Below are 20,035 nucleotides of genomic sequence, written 5' to 3'. Positions count from 1 at the left end.
AAAAGTCAAAGAATTTTGTATTGTTTTTACAACACGATAATTGCCCACATACTAACACCCAAAGCGATCGCTGCTAAATGTTGCCAAAGCAGCGAACTCAAAGATTGTTTCGCAATTTTTTGCGTTAATAATATCGTCAATAACACTGAAAATATTAAAGTTGCACCTTGCAAAAAACTAATCACAGCAGGATGAGCAACTAACATTGGCAGTTGTTCGCCATTCAAACCAAGGGTAGCAAAACTTACAGGTAAAATCCGTCCACCTTCACTCAAGCCCAAACGTAGATAATGAGCGAAGTTACCCCCCAAAACTAATGGTAGATAGCCATAGGCAAGCTCTACAAATGATTTGGGTTTACGGTTAAAGTTGAACAGTTTCAATAAGCCATAAGCCGCCAAGGCAAAAGCCACTGGGATAATTAACACTAGCAGCGATAATCCTAAGTGTTGCCAAAAATTAGTTAAATCAAGTTGTAACCCTAACCAAGATTGCAACTCTGGTAAACGATGCAGATATACTCCACCTAATAACAAAAACAACAATGCCACTTCATAGGCGCGGGGTACATGGGTTGTCCACAATTCAATACCAGGTGGACGCAAGTTGAATTCCACAGAACGATGCGGACAAGCTTTGAGACAAGTCATGCACAAAACGCAATCTCTATTATCTTCTAACTGGGCTGGGTGAGAATACAAGGGACATCCATTAGTTTCCATCCCTTCACCTTTTTGCGGGCCACCTTTATAGCATTGATAAGTGGTACAACTGGCAGAACAAATGCCTTGTTGTGCCCGAAGTTCTGTCATTGAAAGTTTAGCAAATAAACCATTCATGCCGCCGATGGGGCAAAGATATCGACACCAAAATCGCCGCTCAAAAATTGCAGAAAAAATCATCGCCCCAGCGGTAATTAATAATAATAAACAGGCGCTCAGGTAAGCTGTATTTTCTAAATGCCAGAGTTCTTCCCATAAAAATATCAGGGTGAACAAGCCAAACATAAACCATCCGCCCCATTTTTCAGCTTGCTGTCGAGGCCAGCGCTTGAGCTTTCGCGGCCATAACCATAAAGATAACTTTTGGGTAATTTCTCCATAAATCATGAAGGGACAAACAGAACACCATATACGTCCTAAAAAGGGAAACAGAAATAGGAAAAAAGGCCACCACCAAGCCCAAAATAGATTTAAAACGAAATTACGATCGCGGGTTTGCGGGCCAATAAATAATACCGCAACAATAATTGCAAAAGCAGTTGCAGTAAAACCATAATTAATCCGATCCGGCCACCAAGGACTCCGCAAAAATTTACGTAAATCGGGATAAATATTTAAAAGATTGACTCGAAATCGCTTTTTCTTTGTTTCGGCTGGCCAAAAGATTTCTTCTGTTAATTCACTAGCATTTTCAGCTTGGACGATCGCTCTTTCTACCAGATTTTTTAATTCTTTGAGATTCCCAGGGAAATCATAAGACTGTAAGCGGCGCAAAGCTTCTGGGGTGATGTGCGGTTTGGAAACGCCTCTAGCCCGAACGTAGAGACTGACATAATATTCTACTTGGGCTTGAATATCAGTTTTCCGCAACCGTAGTGGCGGTACTTTAATAATATGACCAACAGAGCGATCGATTGTTGGCAGAGTTTTTTCGGAAACAATGAGAATACGCGCTTTACTAGGACGAGGTTCGGCCTCTGCTTCTCCCGGACGAGTGACAGGAGTATACGTACTAGTTTTTAACAACTGCGTCACAGCAGGTAATAATTCTTCGGGTAATTCTTGGATATTGTTGAGAACTAGCGTACCTTCTCCCAGCCATTCTAACAGTCCTGGTTTACCGCCAACGCGACCAAATAAATCTGCACCGCTCGTTTGCAGAATACCACAATTCATTTTAATAATTGGTTCTCGTCTTTTGGGAGAACCAAAGTGAATTAAGGCTGCGATATTGTCTTTTTCTAATCCTGGTTCGCCAAAAATATCGACTGACTTGCGGTCATTGGCGGCTTCTCGAATTTGCTCTCGCAGACGTATAGCATAGCGGCTTGTACCGACAATTCCCCGTTGCGCTTTGGTAACTAAATATGGTCGCAAAGCGATGGAACGTTCTTGTTCGTAACCCAGTGCAGAGGTGACTTGAGCTAATTCTTGAGCCAATTGGCGGGAAAAAGCCTGAGCAATTTCCGGGTATTGGGCGACTAATTCCCGAAATTTAGTAGCAGGTATAACCCACAAGTGACATTCTGTAAGGGTAACAATTGTGAACGTGGCTAACTCATCCAATACCAACTCTTGGAGGTGAATGACTGCTCCAGAAAGGAATCCACGAACTAAAGCTGAGTTCTTATGATCGGTATTGTCGCATTCAAGTTGACCATCTTTGAGAATGTAAAGTGCTTCTGGAGTAGTACCTTCCTCTACAAGGTTGACTTGTGCTGGTACAACTTGTTCTTCAATAACTTGAGCGATCGCATTCAACACCTCAGGTGGGAGAATTCCTAAAGTCGTGCGTTCTTGTAGCCATGTAACCGTTTCTGGAGATGTCATATTGGGTTCTCCGTGCAGGTTGCCGTATCAAAGGAATTATCCCTTGAAAGCTGGTCAAAAGAACTGTATTTATTTATGTAGTTGTAGATTAATATCGTGCATCAAAATCCTAGTTAGTGAATTTTATCAGGGGAAATTATGGCATTATATCTAGACTCGGCCATCGCATCTGAAGCTGAAATCGTCAAGCATTGGGGTTGGGTAAAGGGTATTACAACTAATCCGACACTTTTAGCTCAAAGCGATACCCCACCAGAAACCACACTCAAAAAATTAGTTACCTTGACAAACGGCCCGTTATACTATCAACTTATGGCATCTGATAAAGCGGGTATGTTAGCTGAAGGTAGAAAAGCCTTCGAGATTATTGGTTCGCAAACAATTTTGAAGATTCCCGCAACACCGTTAGGCTTTGAAGTAGTTGCAAGTTTGTCTTCAGAAATTACCTGTTCAGTGACAGCAATTTATAGTGCAGCACAAGCAGCAGTAGCACGAGAAGCAGGAGCGAAAATTGCCATAGCTTATGTAAATCGCGCTACTCGGTTGTTAGGCGATGGTATTGCTTTAGTCACAGAAATGGCTAGCGTACTTAAAGGTAGCGACACGGAAATATTAGCAGCTAGTATTAAATCTCCCCAAGAAGCAGCAGCTTCATTGCAAGCCGGGGCGGATCATTTAACTTTACCTTTAGCAATGTTGCAAGCGATCGCTACTCATGAATTATCACAAAAAACTGTTGAAGAATTCGCCCAAGGAGGCATCGGCTTAGAATAATTGGTAATTGATAATTAATTCGTAATTAAATATGAGTTTGTCCGATGTCCCAAATCTCTGGGTTCCTTTAGCACTTTTAGGTTTGATTATTCTAGCGGCTGTATTTTTCAGTAGCAGAAGTTGAAATTTAGAGTGCAGGTGTCAGCTAAAACAGATTGACGTTCGGATAAATCTTATTATTCAAATCTCTCCGCGTCCCCGCGTCCCCGCGTCCGCCCCAGTGATAAGTTTTCAACCGAACATGACATTACTCCTAACTGCGTTGCCAAATTTTAATTGTTTTATCCAAACTCCCACTCACCAACATCTCACCGGAAGCTGTGAAGGCTAATGCTGTAACTATATTTCCATGACCTGTAAACGTACCGAGCAATTCCCCAGTTTGGACATGCCATAATTTGATGGTTTGATCGGCACTACCACTAGCGATAATTTCTTCATCGGGACTCAAAGCGATCGCATACACTCTATCTCTATGTCCTTTGAGGGTATGAAGTAATTTTCCACTCTCCAATTCCCAAATTTTAATCGTTTGATCCCAGCTACCACTGACGAGTAGTTTACCATCCCCACTGATTGCTAAGGAACAAACGATGTGAGAATGACCCATCAGAGTATGCAGTGGTTCTGTATCTTTTAAACTTTTGATCCCCGTCTGGCGTGAAATGCGCCAAACTTTAATTTTGCGATAGCTACCTGTGACCACAGTTTGCCCGTCTGGACTTAAAACCAAGGAATGAGCAGCTGTATCATCTAAAGAAAGAGCGATCGCTACCTGACGGTGAATCAAATCCCAAAACAGAATTTTTCTGTCATCTCCGCCAGTAGCTAACATCCTGCCATCTGGGGTGAAAGCAGCACAGCGCACTACTCCATGATGTTTGTGCAGGATATCTATTAAGTCTAGAGCGCCCACATGCCAAATTTTAATTGTCGAGTCTGCACCGCAGCTGACTAAAGTCTGTCCATCAGAACTAAAAGCTAGGGAATTCACTTCATCCACTAGCCCAGATATCACCCAAGGATACTCTGACAATGTATCTATTAATTCGCCTTTGCTTAAATCCCATAGCTTTGTCTCGCCACGACTACCACTTGCCAATATGGGTAAGGCGTTACCATTATTACACCCCGAACTAAAAGCCAAGCAATTAATTCCTCTGGTATGCCCTTGTAAAGTCTGCCAGCATTCCCAGTCACCTACTACCTTTTTTAGACAATGCTCTGGTGGTAGAGTTTGGATTGTTTCTATCGTCCTTTCATGAATTATTGATGATGTGTCTTTTTTGCCAATAAGTGATTCTAAATACCAACTCAATCCGCCAGCATATAACAAATTACTTGGAGTAATGTGTAATTTTGGTTCAGTAAATTCTAGTTGATTTGTAGGCAAAAAGCCTGTTATTATGCTCTGCTTTTCGTAGCCTAATTTCCCTGCCGATGGATAAAACAAACACAAAAAAATTAAGACTTGGTGATTTCTCAAATCTTCTTGAGTTACCGACCATCTAATTTTGTCTTTCTTAATACCATTAAAACTTTCACCATCAGCGACGTAAACTTGAACACTCAGTTGAGGATTATCTTTGAATACATAAGTAAATTTGCTTTGGCCAGATAAATTTCCCTCATCATCTAAAGTGATATTTTCTAAAGTGTCATGTGGAATTTTTTTGAGTAACTTGCCTAAACGTTCGGCAATTATGCGATCGACAATTTTTTCCCGTAAAAGATAATCTTGGGCTTGTTGCTCAAAATATTTGGGAAAAGGTATCGTCCAATCCGGCGGTTCAGGATATTCAGGGGGCATGGGGGGCGGATTTTTGGCGAGAACTTCTGCTTGTTCGCGGGAGAGTTCTTGGAGTTTCGCTAATGCTTCACCCCAAAATGCCATAATTTCTGTGTGGCAACCTTTGACTTGACTTTCGAGCAAAGACAAATCGTAAGTTTTGGGTTTTTTCACACGTTGAAGGAAGTCAGTTTGTTGAGCTTTGAGCAAGCTAATCCAATCCATCTGCATTAGAGGCGCACACTATTGCATACCTAAGGTAAGCTATACCAATGGAATTACTCAAGTTTATAATCTTTAATTAATTAAGAATTCAGTAATTTTAGTAGTCTAATAGAACACAAGCATAAGCATCTGGATAGCACTTAGACATTTCATAAACAGATGTAGCTGAGCTACATAGAATTTACATGATATCAATTAATTCTAACGGACAAGGAAAACAAGATACTGTCTCTAGGGAAACAGTTCTAGTAGTCTAGCAAGTCTGATGAACCCAGGTTAAAAAAGTTCGTAGTAAGCACTTTAGTCCTGAGATGGGGACTAATCCTCAAGCAATTATTAATCAGTGCCAATCTTCTGATAGAATCCTTTGGACATAAATAGTTAAGCTGACTATGACAAGTGCATCTTACATTTTTCTGGCTGGCGCGAGTCGCGGTGTTGGTCGAGAAATTGCCCAATGCTTGAGGAGACAACAGCTAAAGGTAAAAGCACTCCTGAGAACACTAACAGTTGCTAGTGAATTGGAAAAAATTGGCATTCAAGTAGTTCAGGGAGATGCCTTAAATGTTGGCGATGTAGAACGTGCAATACAAGCAGATGAACAGATTGACACTGTTATCAGTACAATTGGCGGTTTACCAGCAGATGGACAAAGACCGGATTATCTCGGTAATAAAAATCTGGTCGATGCAGCAGTGAAAGCTGGAGTCCAAAACTTTATTCTTGTGTCTTCCATTGGTGCTGGTGATAGTGTAAATGCTTTATCTCCCCAAGCTTTAGCAGCACTGGGGACAGTTTTAGCCGAAAAAGACAAAGCGGAACAACACTTAATTGCCAGTGGACTCACCTACACCATCATCCGTCCTGGTGGACTCAAGTCAGAACCAGCAACGGGTAATGGCGTTTTAACTGAAGATCCGCGGATTATTGGTAGCATAAATCGCCAAGATGTAGCTGAGTTAGTTTGTCGCTGTTTAAATAGCGATGCCTACGGCGGGCTGCACCAACGCGCTCATAATAAAATCTTGTCAGCGGTAGACCGAAATATGCTATTCGGGCAAACAGAATTTGCAGAATTTAGCTTGGATTAATCGCTAAGGCAACTCCAAAAAATAAATTATCCAAATTTTTGGACTCAATACGACTGTTCCTCTCCCTTGCTCCCTGCTACGCCACTTGCTCCACTTGGGGAGACCCCAAGACCGCAGTGGCTCCCCTGCTCCCCTGCCTCCAATAATCAGGCACGCCAACGAAGTATCTGATCTTTAACAGGGTTGACAAATTGCCGTCCTTCTGCGATTGAACGAGCATATTCTCGCTTCAACTGGTAATACCACTGCGCCTGCATATCTGAGTCTTTAATTAATCGCAGCACAGGATTATATTTAAGTCCAATTTGCTGTTTTTCCACCACACTTCGGTCTTGACCGAGGAAAGTCTCAGCCAAAACATGCAGCAGTGGTTTAAAAAATCCCACCCAAGGAAGTGTCCAGTAAAGAGCAAAAGTTACCTCGGTTTCTGTGTCTGAAATGGGTGTAACTGTGGTTAAATTAACGACTCGATGCTTACCAATTGTGGTTTCTTCGACTCTGACTCCAGGTAAACGAAAAGAAATCTCTGTTTCCGGTACACCACCACCAATCAGCCAATATAAACGACCCCCATTGGCTGGTAATCGGTGTCGCCGCATTGTGAAGCCGTGGGGCGAAGCATCAAATTGCTTGACTTCCTCATGTAATTGCTCATTTCGCCACCACCAAGCGCGATGAACATAAGGTGAATGGGCGGGGTCCATCAGACCTACCACTGCATGATCGACAAAACAAGGGAAGCGCATAACGTGTACAAACTGTGGCGTTGGCCCAGCCCCCCGTAGGGATCGCTCCTCAAATCCTGGAATCACCGGAATTTCCATCTCATAACCAGGAGGCTGAGGATTATCGCGATCGGGTATGTATATCCAAATATTTCCTTGGGTTTCCCGGACTGCATAAGACTGCACGTCGAAGCGGCTTAAATCCATCTGCTGTTCTTCCACAAGAGACGGTATCACAGTACACCGTCCACCAGAGTTAAAACGCCAACCGTGGTAGCAACATTCGACTTCTTGCCCGTCGAATCTGCCACAGCTCAAGGGCACACCACGATGGGGGCAAATGTCTTGCATCGCTGCCACTTTACCATCGCGATCGCGAATTAACAACACTGGTTCTCCCAAGAAAACGCGGCTGACCATCGTACCTGGCTTAATCTGATTACTAGGGAGAGCATAGTACCAAATGTTACGTAAGAAAAAATTATCGTTATTTTTCATAACTAATACAAAATTGAGATTGATAGTATGTTGGAGATTCAGAAAACAAACTTTTGCTAAAGACTTTTAATCCTAAATTGTTCGACTGAGTGTAGCCGTTCACGTAGCGTTCCGCAGGAAAGTCTAAAATCCAAAATTGCTAGAACTGGTTCAATTTTTAATACAATGAAACTCACAATTTTTATCAAAACATCTTAATCGGTAATCTTTCACACTAAGCTATTGAAGCAGTATTCTATAGCAATCCTCAGATTCCCGTCTTCATTGAGAAATCGGGGATTTTGTCTGTGATGATGGCTAAAGGTGTAAAGTTGCATTATTCACCAGAAATTTGCACAAATACTGTTCTTTTACGTGGCCCATCTAACTCAAAAAACAACACAGATTGCCAAGTTCCTAAAGCTAATTTACCATCAACAATAGGAATTATCTCACTAGTGGTGAGCATCATTGCCATTAAGTGAGAGTGAGCATTAATCGGTTCATCTTCTGGAACATCTCTCAAGTGCAAATCATTATGCAAATAGCTGTCTGTTTCGGGTGCTAATTTTCGCAAAAACACTTTTATATCTTCTAACAATCTGACTTCATTTTCGTTGATAGCTAAAGCTGTTGTAGTGTGTCGAGAGAATACTAAAGCTTGTCCATTCTTGATTGATGTTGAAGCAATTAATTCTTGAATTTGTGGCGTTATATTATAAATATTAATTTTTGGTTCAGTTTCAATTTGAATTAACTTATTAATAATCGTCACGTCGCTTCGCTCCGAATTCAAAATTCAAAATGACGCTCGCGGACACGGCTTAGCTGCGCTAACAAAATTCAAACATTTTTGATCCCCATAAATAAATTTAGGAGCCTAATTGAGGAATTCGTATTTCTCGACGGCAGTCGCCTCAAGTTGGGAAACCCGCCCACGGCGCTGCCTCCGCTATGCGTCTCGAAGTACATTTTTTTGCTTCTCCATAAATAAATTTATTTGCTCTGTATCCTTTGCGTTTTCGGTCATGTGTTCAATTTTAAATTTTTGATTTCATTAAGAGTATGCTAACAAAGTGTAATGCTTTTAAAAATTTAATCTCAACTCCAAACTCCTAAATCTTGTACAGACACGATTAATCGCGTCTCTACTCTTAACTAACTATATTTTCCAAACCTTTAACTAATCTTTCTATACCTTCTTTTGCTGTCTCTTGTTGCAGCGCACCATAAGCAACGCGTAAATAGCATTGATTATCTATGCCAAAGGTTGTACCTGGAATAACTGCTACTTTATATTCTTGGATGAGTCTTTTAACTAATTCAAAAGCATCCATTTGGGTATGAACTTTCAGGAAAAAATAAAAAGCGCCATTAGCGGGTGTGATGGTACATAAACCTTGGAGACGGTTCAAGGAATTTAGTACTAATTGTCGTACTTGAGAAATTGCTCCAATATTTTCCTGCAAATACTCTTCTTTTGCCTGCAATGCTCCTAAGGCTGCATATTGAGAAATTACTGGTGGACAAATTAAAATTGTGTCCTGGACTTTTTTGACAGCGACAAGTAAATGTTGAGGAATCACCATATAGCCAATACGCCAACTTGCAAAACCATAGGCTTTGGAAAGGCTATAGAGAGAAATGGTGTATTTGTTACTCCCACCAAATGCACCAGGTGAAACATGTTTTACCCCATCATAGGTAAAGTATTCATAGGCTTCATCGCTGATGTGATAAATGCCGCGAGTTCTACAGATTTCATTTACCTGACGCAAGGTGGCTTCACTATAGATAACCCCAGTGGGATTATTCGGTGAAATGGTTACCACAGCCCGTGTTTTCGGAGTAATTGCTTGAGTGATCGCTTCTGTTCGCAGTTGATAATTTTCATCCGTTTCTACTAATACCGGACGACAACCAGCCATTGCGATCGCCATTTCATGGTTGAAATAGTAGGGTGTATTTAGAATAATTTCATCGCCTGGATTTGTAATAGCAAGAATGGCATTCATAAATCCCATGTTGCTTCCTGCTGTCACGACGATGCAGTTTTCCCCATTGATTTCAATACCATTAAAGGCTTGCAATTTTCCTGCAAGTGCTGTCACCAATGGAGGAATTCCTACAACTGGTTTGTATAAATGATTATCAGGTTTGGCGAGGAATTTTGGCAAAAACTCTATTGCTTCCGGTGGAGGACTGTAATAAACAACACCTTGTCCTAAAGAGATTGTTCCAGGAGAATTTTTAATTAGTTCCCCAACCACAGGAATAATCGGCGATTGTATCGCCTGCATACGAGAGGTTAGGGATTCCATGTTTCCATCTAGATCGAGGTAGCTGTAGTATCTTTTGCTGGAGAAGAACCGACTAGTCGTGATATTTGTTTAACCAATCGCGACCGGTCGGGCATAGTTGTATGAAGTTGTTTCTTGCCTAATTGTTTCTAGTGAATTTCAGTCACTTAGTCTTGCAAGACCAAGAAATAATCTGCTATACTAGAAACTCATCGTTATTAAAAATCTTGTTTTTTCGACCAGCTGCCTCGTGGATTGTCCTCTCGTGGTTTAGCTTTGTTAACTCTCAGCTGACGGCCCATCCATTCTGCACCATCTAATTCTGTGATGGCTGCGTCCTCTTGAGCATCTTCATTCATATCAACAAAAGCAAAGCCCCGCAGTCGTCCTGTTTCGCGGTCAGTAGGCAAGACAACTCTTTTGACCTCGCCGTAGTCTGCAAACACTGCTCTTAAGTCTGCTTCAGTAGCGCGGTAGGAGAGATTTCCAACGTAAATAGTCATGTGAGATCAGGTAATTTTCAACAAAGAGCGATTAGTTCAGCTGAAAAACAGATTTAACAAAATTGCAACGCCAATATTGCATATTCCTCTCTGATTCAGCAGTGGTTTGATGAATGTTCGAGGGGAGCAGTAAATCAGGTAGCATTAGCTGAACTTACACATACGCTCATATAATAACTGATTGTGACGTTTTTCAAAGTACGAGATTTGACAAACTCTTATTAACGCAATTTGCTATTGACGCCGAAGTGCGATCGCTACCAAGGCAATTTGAGCAATCAAATTCCCTCCAATGGAAAAATTGGAGGGGCTATGCAAACGAAATAATTGCCATTTATGTTAAGTAAGCCAGCCAGAATAAATCAAACTATATTAAAAAACGTAAATATACTTGAAACCCTTACAAATAGGGAAGAACAAATGACAAATGGCGGTAATAGCTAGTTAGCTTTATTTGCGTCCCTTTACCGAAGGCTGATGACCTAATTAAAGGTGTATGGAAATGCGATCGCCATCAAAAAATCGCTGGGAATCTTATAGCAGGAGGCAGAAGGCAGAAGGCAGGAGGCAGGAGGTAAAAGTATTACTATTCCTAGCTTCCATGCTTTCAAAATGTCCTAACCTGTCTGACTACGGCTATATCTCCTCAATGATGCAGCTAGGAAATGGGGGTAAGACCCCTCATTTCAAAAATGGTTGTTAGAGACGTTGCAATGTAACGTCTCTACATTTGTTGGCATAGCGAACAAGCCAAAAATCTCAGGAAGGAATAATAATTATCTGGGATGGTGGGTTTGTTTTTGTCTTGACCTTGTAGGCGATCGCTAACGTACATAATTAAGATATTGCCTTTTTGCTACAGGTTTTTGGTTGGCTGAGTTTGAGTTGAGATAAAGATAAAATTTTAAATGTAGCCCATTAAAAAGGCGCAGGCTACACAAACCTACGCTTCTCAATTATTAATTAACTTAAACTAACTCTCTGCCTCGGGGCGCCTCTGCATGAAAATTTAAACCAACAGTGTTTGCAACAATGGCTTATCTTGCGATACCTTACCCGTCCGCAACCATTCTTGTACTTCCGTCGGCAATTTTGCTTGACTAATATATTCCCGCAATTGCAAACCTTCCAAAATTTCTTTTTGCAACAGTTCTTCTGCGGTTCGCTCTAATAACTCGCGGTTATATTGCAGAATAGTCAAGGCAATATGATGGGCATTATCCAAAGTTTGCTTAACTTCCCGGTCAATTTCTTCAGCCACCTTGGGACTAATAGCACGGCGTGGGTTGCTATAACCTTCGAGAAACTGCTGTTGAATTTTCTCAAACGCCACTGGTCCGAGTTCGTTGCTCATTCCGTAAAGAGTGATAGCACGTTCCGCTAACTCAGTCGCTTTTTGGATGTCGTCAGCTGCACCCGTGGAAACTTTGCCAAAAATAATTTCTTCAGCAGAACGTCCACCTAAAAGGCTAGCAATACGACCACGAATTTCGTCTTCCAGCATCAAGAAACGGTCTTCTTCCGGCATCTGGATTGTGTAACCCAAAGCACCGACACCACGAGGAACGACGGATATTTTTTCAACTTTACCCGCACCAGGCATCAATGCACCGATAATAGCGTGACCAACTTCGTGATAAGCTACGGTCTTTTTCTCAGTTTCATTCAAGACGCGGGAGCGTTTTTCTAAGCCAGCAATTAGACGTTCGATGCCTTCGTTGAAATCTACCATCGTCACCGCTTGGCTATTTCGCCGTGCGGCTAACAGTGCAGCTTCATTTACGAGATTGGCTAAATCTGCCCCAGCAAAGCCAGGAGTCCTGATGGCGATGGTACTCAAATCGACATCATCAGCCAATTTGACGTTTCTAGCGTGGACTTTAAGAATTGCTTCTCGACCAATTTTATCAGGGCGATCGACAACAACTTGACGGTCAAATCGACCAGGACGGCGTAAAGCCTGATCGAGAATTTCTGGACGGTTGGTGGCGGCGATAATAATTACGCCTGTGTTGGCATCAAAGCCATCCATCTCACTGAGTAACTGGTTGAGGGTTTGTTCGCGTTCATCATTACCCCCCATAATCGGCCCAGCACCACCGCGAGATTTACCTAGTGCGTCTAACTCGTCGATAAAGACAATACAGGGAGCTTGTTCTTTGGCTTGTTCAAACAAATCGCGGACGCGTGCAGCACCGACACCAACAAAAAGTTCGATAAATTCGGAACCAGAAATACTGAAGAAAGGAACAGCAGCTTCACCAGCGATCGCTTTTGCTAGTAATGTTTTACCAGTACCCGGAGGCCCTACCAACAGCACACCTTTAGGAATCTTCGCTCCCAGTGCAGTATATTTTCCAGCGTTTCTGAGAAAATCAATAATTTCTTCTAATTCTGTCTTGGCTTCATCTACACCAGCCACATCGCCAAATTTAACACCAGTGCTACCTTCCGAATAAATCCTAGCTTTACTTTTACCCACCGTGAGTGCAGCTGGGCCTCCTTGGCGACTCATTAAAAAGCCCCAAATCCCAAAGAAAATTAACGGTGGTGCAATCCAACTAAGTAAAGTAGCAATCCAGGCATTTTGGTTTGGCGGTGGTGCAGCAAACTCAACGTGATGCTGGCGGAGAATTTTCGGCAAATCTAGATCGATACCTACTGGTGTGGTGATGAAGACTTGTTCGCTGACTTTGCCATCCGGAGTTTGAGTTTTGATGGTATATTGAATGCGATCGCTACTGACAATCGCTCGATCTACCTTCCCCGCTTCAACCTCAGCCAGAAAAGTGCTATAGGGAACCTGTGGCGATCGTGACATAAAAAAACTCGGAACAATAAGGTTCAGCAGTAACAACAAGCTTAGTAAAACGAAGAAACTGCCACTAAACTGGCGGGCTTTGGGCGGTTTCATGGGTCTTTTATTATTAGTTTCAACAGGCATTTTGATGTACCTCAATTTAAATTTGTCATTTGTCCTTTGCAAATTACCAATGACTAAGGACAAATGATTAATGACTCTTTTTCAAGTTAGTAACAGAGCAAATAATCCACATAAAGCAATGCCATCAAATACACCAGCACCACCAATGCTGAGTACTCCTGCACTCATAGATTGGATATCTTTTAGATGTAGCAAATCAGCACCAATTAAGGTTCCAAGTACACCACCAGCAAAGGCCACAGCAGCAGTATGGGGTACAGCGATTAACATCGCAGATAAAGCAGCAGTCAAGGGAGCCAATAACGGATTCATTTGAATACCTATTCCTGGTACAACCCTTGCTGCATAATAGCTAACGACAGTGACGATCGCACTTACGAGCAAGATTGCTAGAGTATTGGCGTGAGCAAATTGGTACAGTGCCAACAACACAGGAATTAAGCCACCACCAACATTGAGTGCTACCACGGTAGAACGCTCAACTCTCCTTAAAGGAATACCCCAAAATTCTTTTAACCATACTGTCGCAAAATCATCTGCCAGATGAACTGGAGCTACTAGGCGGTATAGAGGTATATTGAGAGTGCTTGTGGCAATTACTAGCACCAGCAATAAAAAAGCGATGTTGGGAGAAAATCCCAGCTTGGCTACTGCGATTTCTACCACATCTACTGCCACAGCAAACCAAATGAATGGTAGTAGTAGTAACAACAAAAGAAATAGCAGTAATGAAACTGGTAAGTAAATCATCAGATGAGAAAATTTATGATTGTGTCATCTCACACAAAAACACATCTAAAGATGCTATATCGGTTAATTCAACAAATGCTTAAGTAGTGATTAAGCTGCTAGAAATATTGGCAGTTATAGGTGAAAAATGTAGGTAAGAAAGACTTTTATCTATCTACTATCTATTAGTCTCTATTCTAGAAACTAGATAGTGTGGTCGAAATTCGTGTATACCCAACAGAAAAATGTGTATTACCGTACTGTTATGCAGAATCAGCTAGGATTTGTTCTCAAATTACTTCTAATTTCGGCTTTGATATCGGTATTAATTAAGTACGTTGCTCCAAATTTCTCAATTTCGGCAACAACAACTAATGCCTTAATTATAGTTTTATTACCGATCGCCATCGTGGCGATCGCTCTACTGTGGCGATTCCAAGTATACAAACAAAGTTAACTTTAATTATCTAGGCACAAGTGATTAAAATCAGCTAACCTAGCTGAATTACAACAAAATTGCATCTCACCAAGTGTTGGGAGTCAGCCTGTGAACCTGGGTCAATGGATCGGTTTAATTGCGATCGTTCTTTCTTTATACATTTTGTGGCAAATTCGGGAAGTAATGTTACTGATGTTTGCCGCAGTTGTCTTAGCCACCACCTTAAATCGGCTAGCAAAACGTTTTCAACGCTCAGGTATGAAGCGTGGATTCGCCGTCCTATTGTCAGTCGCTATCTTTTTTGCACTAATTGGAGGTTTTTTCTGGTTAATTGTGCCACCTTTTGCACAGCAGTTTCAAGAATTAACCTATCGGGTTCCCCAAGGGTTTGGGCGCTTTAATAGTTGGCTGGACGCACTCAGAACCCGGATTCCTGGTGAGTTGGTTCCCTACATTCCCGATCTCAACAGCCTGATTCAACAAGCACAGCCTTTTGCCAATCGGCTATTAGGAAACTCCTTCGCTTTTGTCTCTGGTTCCTTGGAAGTTGTTGTCAAGGTTTTACTAGTGCTAGTTTTAACAGGAATGTTATTAGCTGACCCCGTAGCCTACCGCAAAGTTTTTGTCCGGCTTTTTCCCTCATTTTATCGGCGACGAGTGGAAGGGATTTTAAATAAGTGCGAAATTTCTTTGGGGGGGTGGGTAACAGGTGCTGTTATTGCTATGGGTGTAGTGGGATTAATGAGTGTAATTGGCTTATCTGTTTTGGGTATCAAAGCAGCACTGGCTTTAGCGGTTTTGGCAGGATTTTTGAACTTAATTCCCAACCTCGGCCCGACGTTGAGTGTAGTACCAGCAATGGCGATCGCTTTGTTAGATGAACCTTGGAAAGCGATCGCTGTTTTGATTCTCTACTCCATCATTCAACAGGTTGAGAGTAATTTCATCACACCCGTTGTGATGGCACATCAAGTCTCGTTGCTACCAGCTGTAACCTTAATTTCTCAATTATTTTTCGTTACTTTTTTTGGCTTTTTAGGATTATTCCTCGCACTACCCTTAACTGTTGTCGCTAAAATTTGGGTACAAGAAGTTTTGATTAAAGATGTTTTAGATCAATGGGGAAATCACCATCTGCAAGAAACTGAGTTTGTCATCAGTTCTAAATTTCCTCAAGTAGACGATCCTTGGACAACAGAAACCCCAGCTAGCGATCGAGATCAACCAGTTGATAATACTTTGCCCACAAACGATTAAGTAAGTCGGCACAATAAAACCAAGCTGTGTAAATCAAAGTAAACAAGGCTCAAACTTTTTCCCAACGGAGGCTTGTAAAGTTGTATACCTCTACAAATGATTAACCTTTTGTAAAGATTTTTGAAATACTAATTTGGTTTTCTGAACAGATGTGCCACACGCTTTTCATCCCCCCAACTCCACTTTTTAATGAGGGCAAAAATTTCTCAAAGTCCTCCTTTTTAAGGAGGATTTAGGAGGATCTACGACGATTTTGGTTTTCTAGAGAAGAGAGATATGTGTACACCGTAGCCTTTTCAAGGGGATTCGGGGATGTGAGTGCGTAAGTCGTAAATCCTACCAGTCCAGTTTTTGTAGTACAATATAATCATAAATGTGACAAAAAATATGAATATTTTTCTTCCAGACACAATAGACACAGCAAATTTGAAGGAAAACTCAATTTCTGGGTGGACGCTATTAAAAATAAAACCGACAATGGGCGGAAATAATTAATTCATTTATTGGAGGGTGAAAATTGAAACTTAATCAAGTAATAGCAGTATTACAAACCGTTAAAGCTAACAGCACGAAAGCAAAAACAAGTGTTTATCATCTGATTCAAAAAAGCACAATGTTTCAGGGGATTTCGCGGACATTTCAACCAGTAGCAGAAGATGGCTTCGTATATCCTCCAGAAAATCAGACACTGCAAATGAAGGCAGAAGATTTGCTGACTCAATTTGAGCAAGCTTGTACAGAATTATTTAACTTATGCGCTACCCAAGATTGGGCTAATGCCCAAGCCAAAGCAGATATAGTAGTTGATGGGACTACAATTTTACGAGAAGTGCCAGTTTCTTATCTGCTATTTTTAGAAAAGCAATTAGCTGATATCAAAACGTTTATCTCAACACTCCCAATCTTGGATACTAGCGAATCTTGGGTTTACGATCAACAACAAGAATGCTTTGGTACAGAAGCGAAATATACCACCAAGACCAAAAAAATCGTCAAACCGGTGGTACTTTATGAAGCCACAAAAGAGCATCCCGCCCAAGTGAAAGAATCTTCTGAAGATGTGCCAGAAGGGACTTGGCGAACAGTCAAATTTTCTGGGGCAATTTCCCAAGCTAGACAGAATGAATTATTAAGGCGAGTAGATAAGCTGATGCAAGAGGTAATTTTTGCTAGAGAACAAGCCAACAGTTTAGAAGTTACTCAACAAAATCAAGTTGCCCGCTCAATCTTTGGCTACTTATTTGCGCCCTCAACATTTAGATGAAGAGTGGTAAAATAGTCTTGGAGCGCAAGTTTAGTTTCAGTGTCTATAGGAAAATCTGTAGGTTCGAGTCCTACTCCCTCGACTTTATAAATCAAACCGAGGGATAGCCAAAAGGTAAAGGCACTCCTCGACACAATCAATCTCATATTTAGTCTTAAGCTATTGCTCCAGGCTCATTTTAAAAATTCACGTTCTGCATCAAACCCTGTGAATTGATGTCAGCGGGACACGAGTTCAAATCTCGTCCGGGTCTCCAAATATTTGACCTGGTAGTTTAGGGGTAAAACACCACGATTTAAAGATTAAATTTGCAGGAACCGGAAATTAACTCGGCAGAAATTGTGAAAAAAACTAAAAGTTGTAAGCTTTTGGTACCAACCCCCAGGCATGGATATTGCCTGGGGGATTTTAATATCATCTGGTTGCCGTCTGATTAGTTGCTTCTTTATTTGACTCGTTTGATGGAGCCGATTCGGTCTTCTCTGATTGCGTCTCGTTCGTTTGTTGCACTTGGTTGAGATGAATGTTATTCACTTGAACAATAAAGTATTCTAATGCTTGACTTGCTTTTTGTTGCTGTTGAATTTCGTCAGACACATCATAGCAACGATAGGGCGGAGTCACTCCCAATATAAATTTTTCTTGTTCAGCCTCTAACAATTCAACGGCTGTGTTAGCAGCAATGGAATTCTTTTGAAAAGGAAAAGAGGTAACTATACTGGCGAGTATAGAAGCAAGAGCTGGGCAAAGAACGGGGAGCCACTTCAGCCAAGGTTGCCCTGATTCTAATTTATCTACCAGAACTAAAATTGGTGTGACCCCTGATAAAATTACTGTTGCTATTTGTAAGATGTAGTAAAGGTTCCTTGCTACGTTCTTAATTCTTTTATAATCATCAATCAAGTCTTGGCAGTATTGTAAAGCCTTTTTTCTGGCTAAAGTCAGAGTATTTTGATTCCAAGAATTATTATTACCCAATAGGTAAGTATAGAGTTCAGCTTTTCTGCCTAGTTCCGATTTGTCAGCTAACTTTTTAGAATCCTGAAAGACTTGTCTATTGATTAATAACAAAAAAAACAAAATAGTTAGAGATATCGTTCCATAAATTACAACTGTTTTATCAGTTGAGTAAAAACTAATAAATAGAACAGAAGATACAAAAATTGCAAGTAATAAATACTCAATTACCTTTAAGGTAAATAATTTTTTTTCTTCTGGGGCAGAGGATAAACTTTCAAATGTATCAGAAACTTGAGTTTGGTTTTTATTCTCAAGATTAGTTAATTCAGAAGTAGTCATTGTCTTTTACTCAGTTTATTAACGGGTATAATGTAGTAAACTGTGGTCAATCATAACCATACATATATTTGATTGATAAAGCAAGACTTTTAGTGTAGTAATTTTACACGTATTGAGAAGAGCGCTAAGAAATGATACTTAGTTCTCTACGTGTATTTGAGTTAAAAATTTTACTTTTAGATATTATCTATCGTAATGATAGTTACGGTATTGTAGACCTCATCCATGCGATCGCCCCGAATGGCATTTATGATTCCAGGGAGAGACTATCGGCTTGTTGTATGGGTTAAGGCTTGCTTGCACCTTAAAAAAACTTGAATTTTACAACTATTTCCAGAGGAAATCATACCAGAGTCTGTCATTTATAAAGGAAGACAATAAAAGGCGCTAGCAGCAATAAGATGCGAACAATTGCAGAAATTAACGACAAAATTAGCCGCCAACGTGCGGTAGTGTTGACAACCGAAGAATTAAAAGCACGAGTTATAGAAATCGGTGTTACTAAAGTTGCAAAAGAAGTTGATGTCATTACCACCGGCACTTTTGAGCCAATGGAATCAAGTGGTGCAATTATCAATCTTGGACACACTGACCCACCGATAAAAATTCGCCGTTGTTGGTTAGATGGTGTTCCAGCTTACTCTGGTTTTGGCGCAGTGGATTTATACTTGGGTGCTAGCTGTGCAGTAGAAGCGATGGATGGCGAAGAAGCCAGAGAACGCGGCGGTGGTCATGTGATCGAAGATTTAATTGCTGGTAAACCGATACACGTAAAAGCGCAAGGACAAGTAACAGATTGTTACCCCAGAGCGACATTTGAAACTACAATTACCAGTGAAACAATAAATCAGTTTTATTTATTTAATCCGCGTAATCTCTATCAAAATTTTATCGTTGGTGTGAATGGCGGCGATCGCCCACTTTTCACTTACTTGGGGCCTTTACAACCGCGTTTGGGAAATGCCGTTTACTCTAATCCCGGCGCTATTTCCCCCTTACTCAACGACCCCGATTTACAACTTGTTGGTATAGGTACAAGAATTTTTTTAGGTGGTGGTGTTGGCTATGTCGCCTGGGAAGGGACTCAGCACTTTCCCTTACAAAAGCGTTTAGCTAATCGCACACCCATTGGCCCTGCCGCTACTCTAGCTTTAATTGGCGATGCCAAGCAAATGGATGCTCATTGGGTACGGGGTTGCTACTTCAAAAGTTATGGACCTTCATTGATGTTAGGCGTTGGAATACCACTTCCCGTCTTAAATGAACAAGTAGTTGAACACTGCGCCGTGCAGGATCAAGACTTAGTAGCCCCAATAGTAGACTTTTCTATTCCCCGACGTGTGCGCCCCACCTTTGGTTTAGTGAGTTACACCCAACTCAAATCTGGGCGGATTACCATCGAGGGCAAAGCAGTACGCTCTGCCCCCTTAGCGAGTTTGTTTTTTTCCAGGCAAGTTGCCTTAGAGTTAAAACAATGGATTGAAGCAGGTAAGTTTACCCTTACAGAACCAGTTTGTCCAATTCCGATGGAGCGTTCTTTCCTACCCCAAGATCGTTGGACTGATTTTTGATCTTGGAGACTGGGGAGTGCAGAGTTAGGAGTGCGGAGTTAACAGTTAACAGTTATTATTCTTCCCCTGCTCCGCCTGCTTCCCCTGCTTCCCCTG

Annotated in this window: 16 protein-coding genes; 7 read left to right on the top strand and 9 right to left on the bottom strand. The window is 41.3% G+C overall.

The genetic code is table 11. The features are described from left to right. Positions 1–26: 26 nt before the first annotated feature. Complete coding sequence (locus ACM0OY_RS01325; RefSeq protein WP_414567099.1) at positions 27–2,552, bottom strand: cyclic nucleotide-binding domain-containing protein; 2,526 nt, start codon at positions 2,550–2,552, stop codon at positions 27–29. 138 nt (positions 2,553–2,690) lie between these two features. Between ACM0OY_RS01325 and ACM0OY_RS01320 the strand changes: the two genes are divergently transcribed. Then, positions 2,691–3,326 carry a transaldolase family protein gene (locus ACM0OY_RS01320; RefSeq protein ID WP_414567098.1) on the top strand — a complete coding sequence of 212 codons (636 nt, stop codon included), beginning with the start codon at positions 2,691–2,693 and terminating at the stop codon, positions 3,324–3,326. Positions 3,327–3,579: 253 nt separating this feature from the next. Here the strand turns inward: ACM0OY_RS01320 and ACM0OY_RS01315 are convergent, their stop codons facing one another. Continuing rightward, positions 3,580–5,346: a WD40 repeat domain-containing protein gene (locus ACM0OY_RS01315; protein ID WP_414567097.1), complete on the bottom strand. Its 1,767-nt coding sequence runs from the start codon at positions 5,344–5,346 to the stop codon at positions 3,580–3,582. Between the two features lie 386 nt (positions 5,347–5,732). Between ACM0OY_RS01315 and ACM0OY_RS01310 the strand changes: the two genes are divergently transcribed. After that, complete coding sequence (locus ACM0OY_RS01310; RefSeq protein ID WP_414567096.1) at positions 5,733–6,431, top strand: SDR family oxidoreductase; 699 nt, start codon at positions 5,733–5,735, stop codon at positions 6,429–6,431. Positions 6,432–6,577: 146 nt separating this feature from the next. Here the strand turns inward: ACM0OY_RS01310 and ACM0OY_RS01305 are convergent, their stop codons facing one another. The 6 genes from ACM0OY_RS01305 to ACM0OY_RS01280 form a co-directional block, all read right to left on the bottom strand. Next, positions 6,578–7,654, bottom strand: a complete 1,077-nt coding sequence (locus ACM0OY_RS01305; RefSeq protein ID WP_414567095.1) for a Rieske 2Fe-2S domain-containing protein — start codon at positions 7,652–7,654, stop codon at positions 6,578–6,580. A 316-nt stretch (positions 7,655–7,970) separates the two neighbouring features. Further along, a complete protein-coding gene (locus ACM0OY_RS01300) occupies positions 7,971–8,408 on the bottom strand; it encodes a secondary thiamine-phosphate synthase enzyme YjbQ (RefSeq protein ID WP_414567094.1) in 438 nt (145 codons plus the stop codon). Between the two features lie 379 nt (positions 8,409–8,787). Further along, positions 8,788–9,954 carry a pyridoxal phosphate-dependent aminotransferase gene (locus ACM0OY_RS01295; RefSeq protein WP_414567093.1) on the bottom strand — a complete coding sequence of 389 codons (1,167 nt, stop codon included), beginning with the start codon at positions 9,952–9,954 and terminating at the stop codon, positions 8,788–8,790. Between the two features lie 197 nt (positions 9,955–10,151). After that, positions 10,152–10,436 (bottom strand): RNA recognition motif domain-containing protein, encoded by a 285-nt coding sequence (locus ACM0OY_RS01290; protein ID WP_073642669.1) that lies wholly within the window; start codon positions 10,434–10,436, stop codon positions 10,152–10,154. A gap of 1,009 nt (positions 10,437–11,445) precedes the next feature. After that, on the bottom strand, positions 11,446–13,380 hold the full coding sequence (ftsH, locus tag ACM0OY_RS01285; RefSeq protein ID WP_414567092.1) for an ATP-dependent zinc metalloprotease FtsH: 1,935 nt from the start codon (positions 13,378–13,380) through the stop codon (positions 11,446–11,448). An 81-nt stretch (positions 13,381–13,461) separates the two neighbouring features. Further along, positions 13,462–14,130, bottom strand: a complete 669-nt coding sequence (locus ACM0OY_RS01280; protein ID WP_414567091.1) for a DUF1614 domain-containing protein — start codon at positions 14,128–14,130, stop codon at positions 13,462–13,464. A gap of 244 nt (positions 14,131–14,374) precedes the next feature. On the opposite strand from ACM0OY_RS01280, the gene ACM0OY_RS01275 reads away from it, so the two are divergent. The 3 genes from ACM0OY_RS01275 to ACM0OY_RS01265 all read left to right on the top strand — a co-directional run bounded on the left by ACM0OY_RS01275 (position 14,375) and on the right by ACM0OY_RS01265 (position 17,069). Continuing rightward, positions 14,375–14,566: a hypothetical protein gene (locus ACM0OY_RS01275; RefSeq protein ID WP_414567090.1), complete on the top strand. Its 192-nt coding sequence runs from the start codon at positions 14,375–14,377 to the stop codon at positions 14,564–14,566. Positions 14,567–14,656: 90 nt separating this feature from the next. Continuing rightward, positions 14,657–15,805 (top strand): AI-2E family transporter, encoded by a 1,149-nt coding sequence (locus tag ACM0OY_RS01270; RefSeq protein ID WP_414567089.1) that lies wholly within the window; start codon positions 14,657–14,659, stop codon positions 15,803–15,805. A 517-nt stretch (positions 15,806–16,322) separates the two neighbouring features. After that, the gene (locus tag ACM0OY_RS01265) at positions 16,323–17,069 is read left to right on the top strand and encodes a hypothetical protein (protein ID WP_414567088.1); all 747 of its coding nucleotides are present in this window, start codon (positions 16,323–16,325) and stop codon (positions 17,067–17,069) included. Positions 17,070–17,483: 414 nt separating this feature from the next. Here the strand turns inward: ACM0OY_RS01265 and ACM0OY_RS01260 are convergent, their stop codons facing one another. Next, positions 17,484–18,368 carry a DUF4231 domain-containing protein gene (locus tag ACM0OY_RS01260; protein ID WP_414567087.1) on the bottom strand — a complete coding sequence of 295 codons (885 nt, stop codon included), beginning with the start codon at positions 18,366–18,368 and terminating at the stop codon, positions 17,484–17,486. A gap of 131 nt (positions 18,369–18,499) precedes the next feature. Here ACM0OY_RS01260 and ACM0OY_RS01255 point away from each other — a divergent pair, with 131 nt between their 5' ends. Next, positions 18,500–18,658: a hypothetical protein gene (locus ACM0OY_RS01255; protein WP_414567086.1), complete on the top strand. Its 159-nt coding sequence runs from the start codon at positions 18,500–18,502 to the stop codon at positions 18,656–18,658. 111 nt (positions 18,659–18,769) lie between these two features. Then, positions 18,770–19,939, top strand: coding sequence for a homocysteine biosynthesis protein (locus tag ACM0OY_RS01250; RefSeq protein ID WP_414567085.1), 1,170 nt, complete (start codon positions 18,770–18,772; stop codon positions 19,937–19,939). The last annotated feature ends 96 nt before the right edge of the window (positions 19,940–20,035 follow it).

Origin of the sequence: Nostoc sp. CCY 9925 (genome assembly GCF_963920935.1) — a bacterium.
GTDB lineage: Bacteria > Cyanobacteriota > Cyanobacteriia > Cyanobacteriales > Nostocaceae > Nostoc.
Note: the sequence above shows the minus strand (reverse complement) of the source record. Positions and strands in the feature narration are given on the sequence as shown.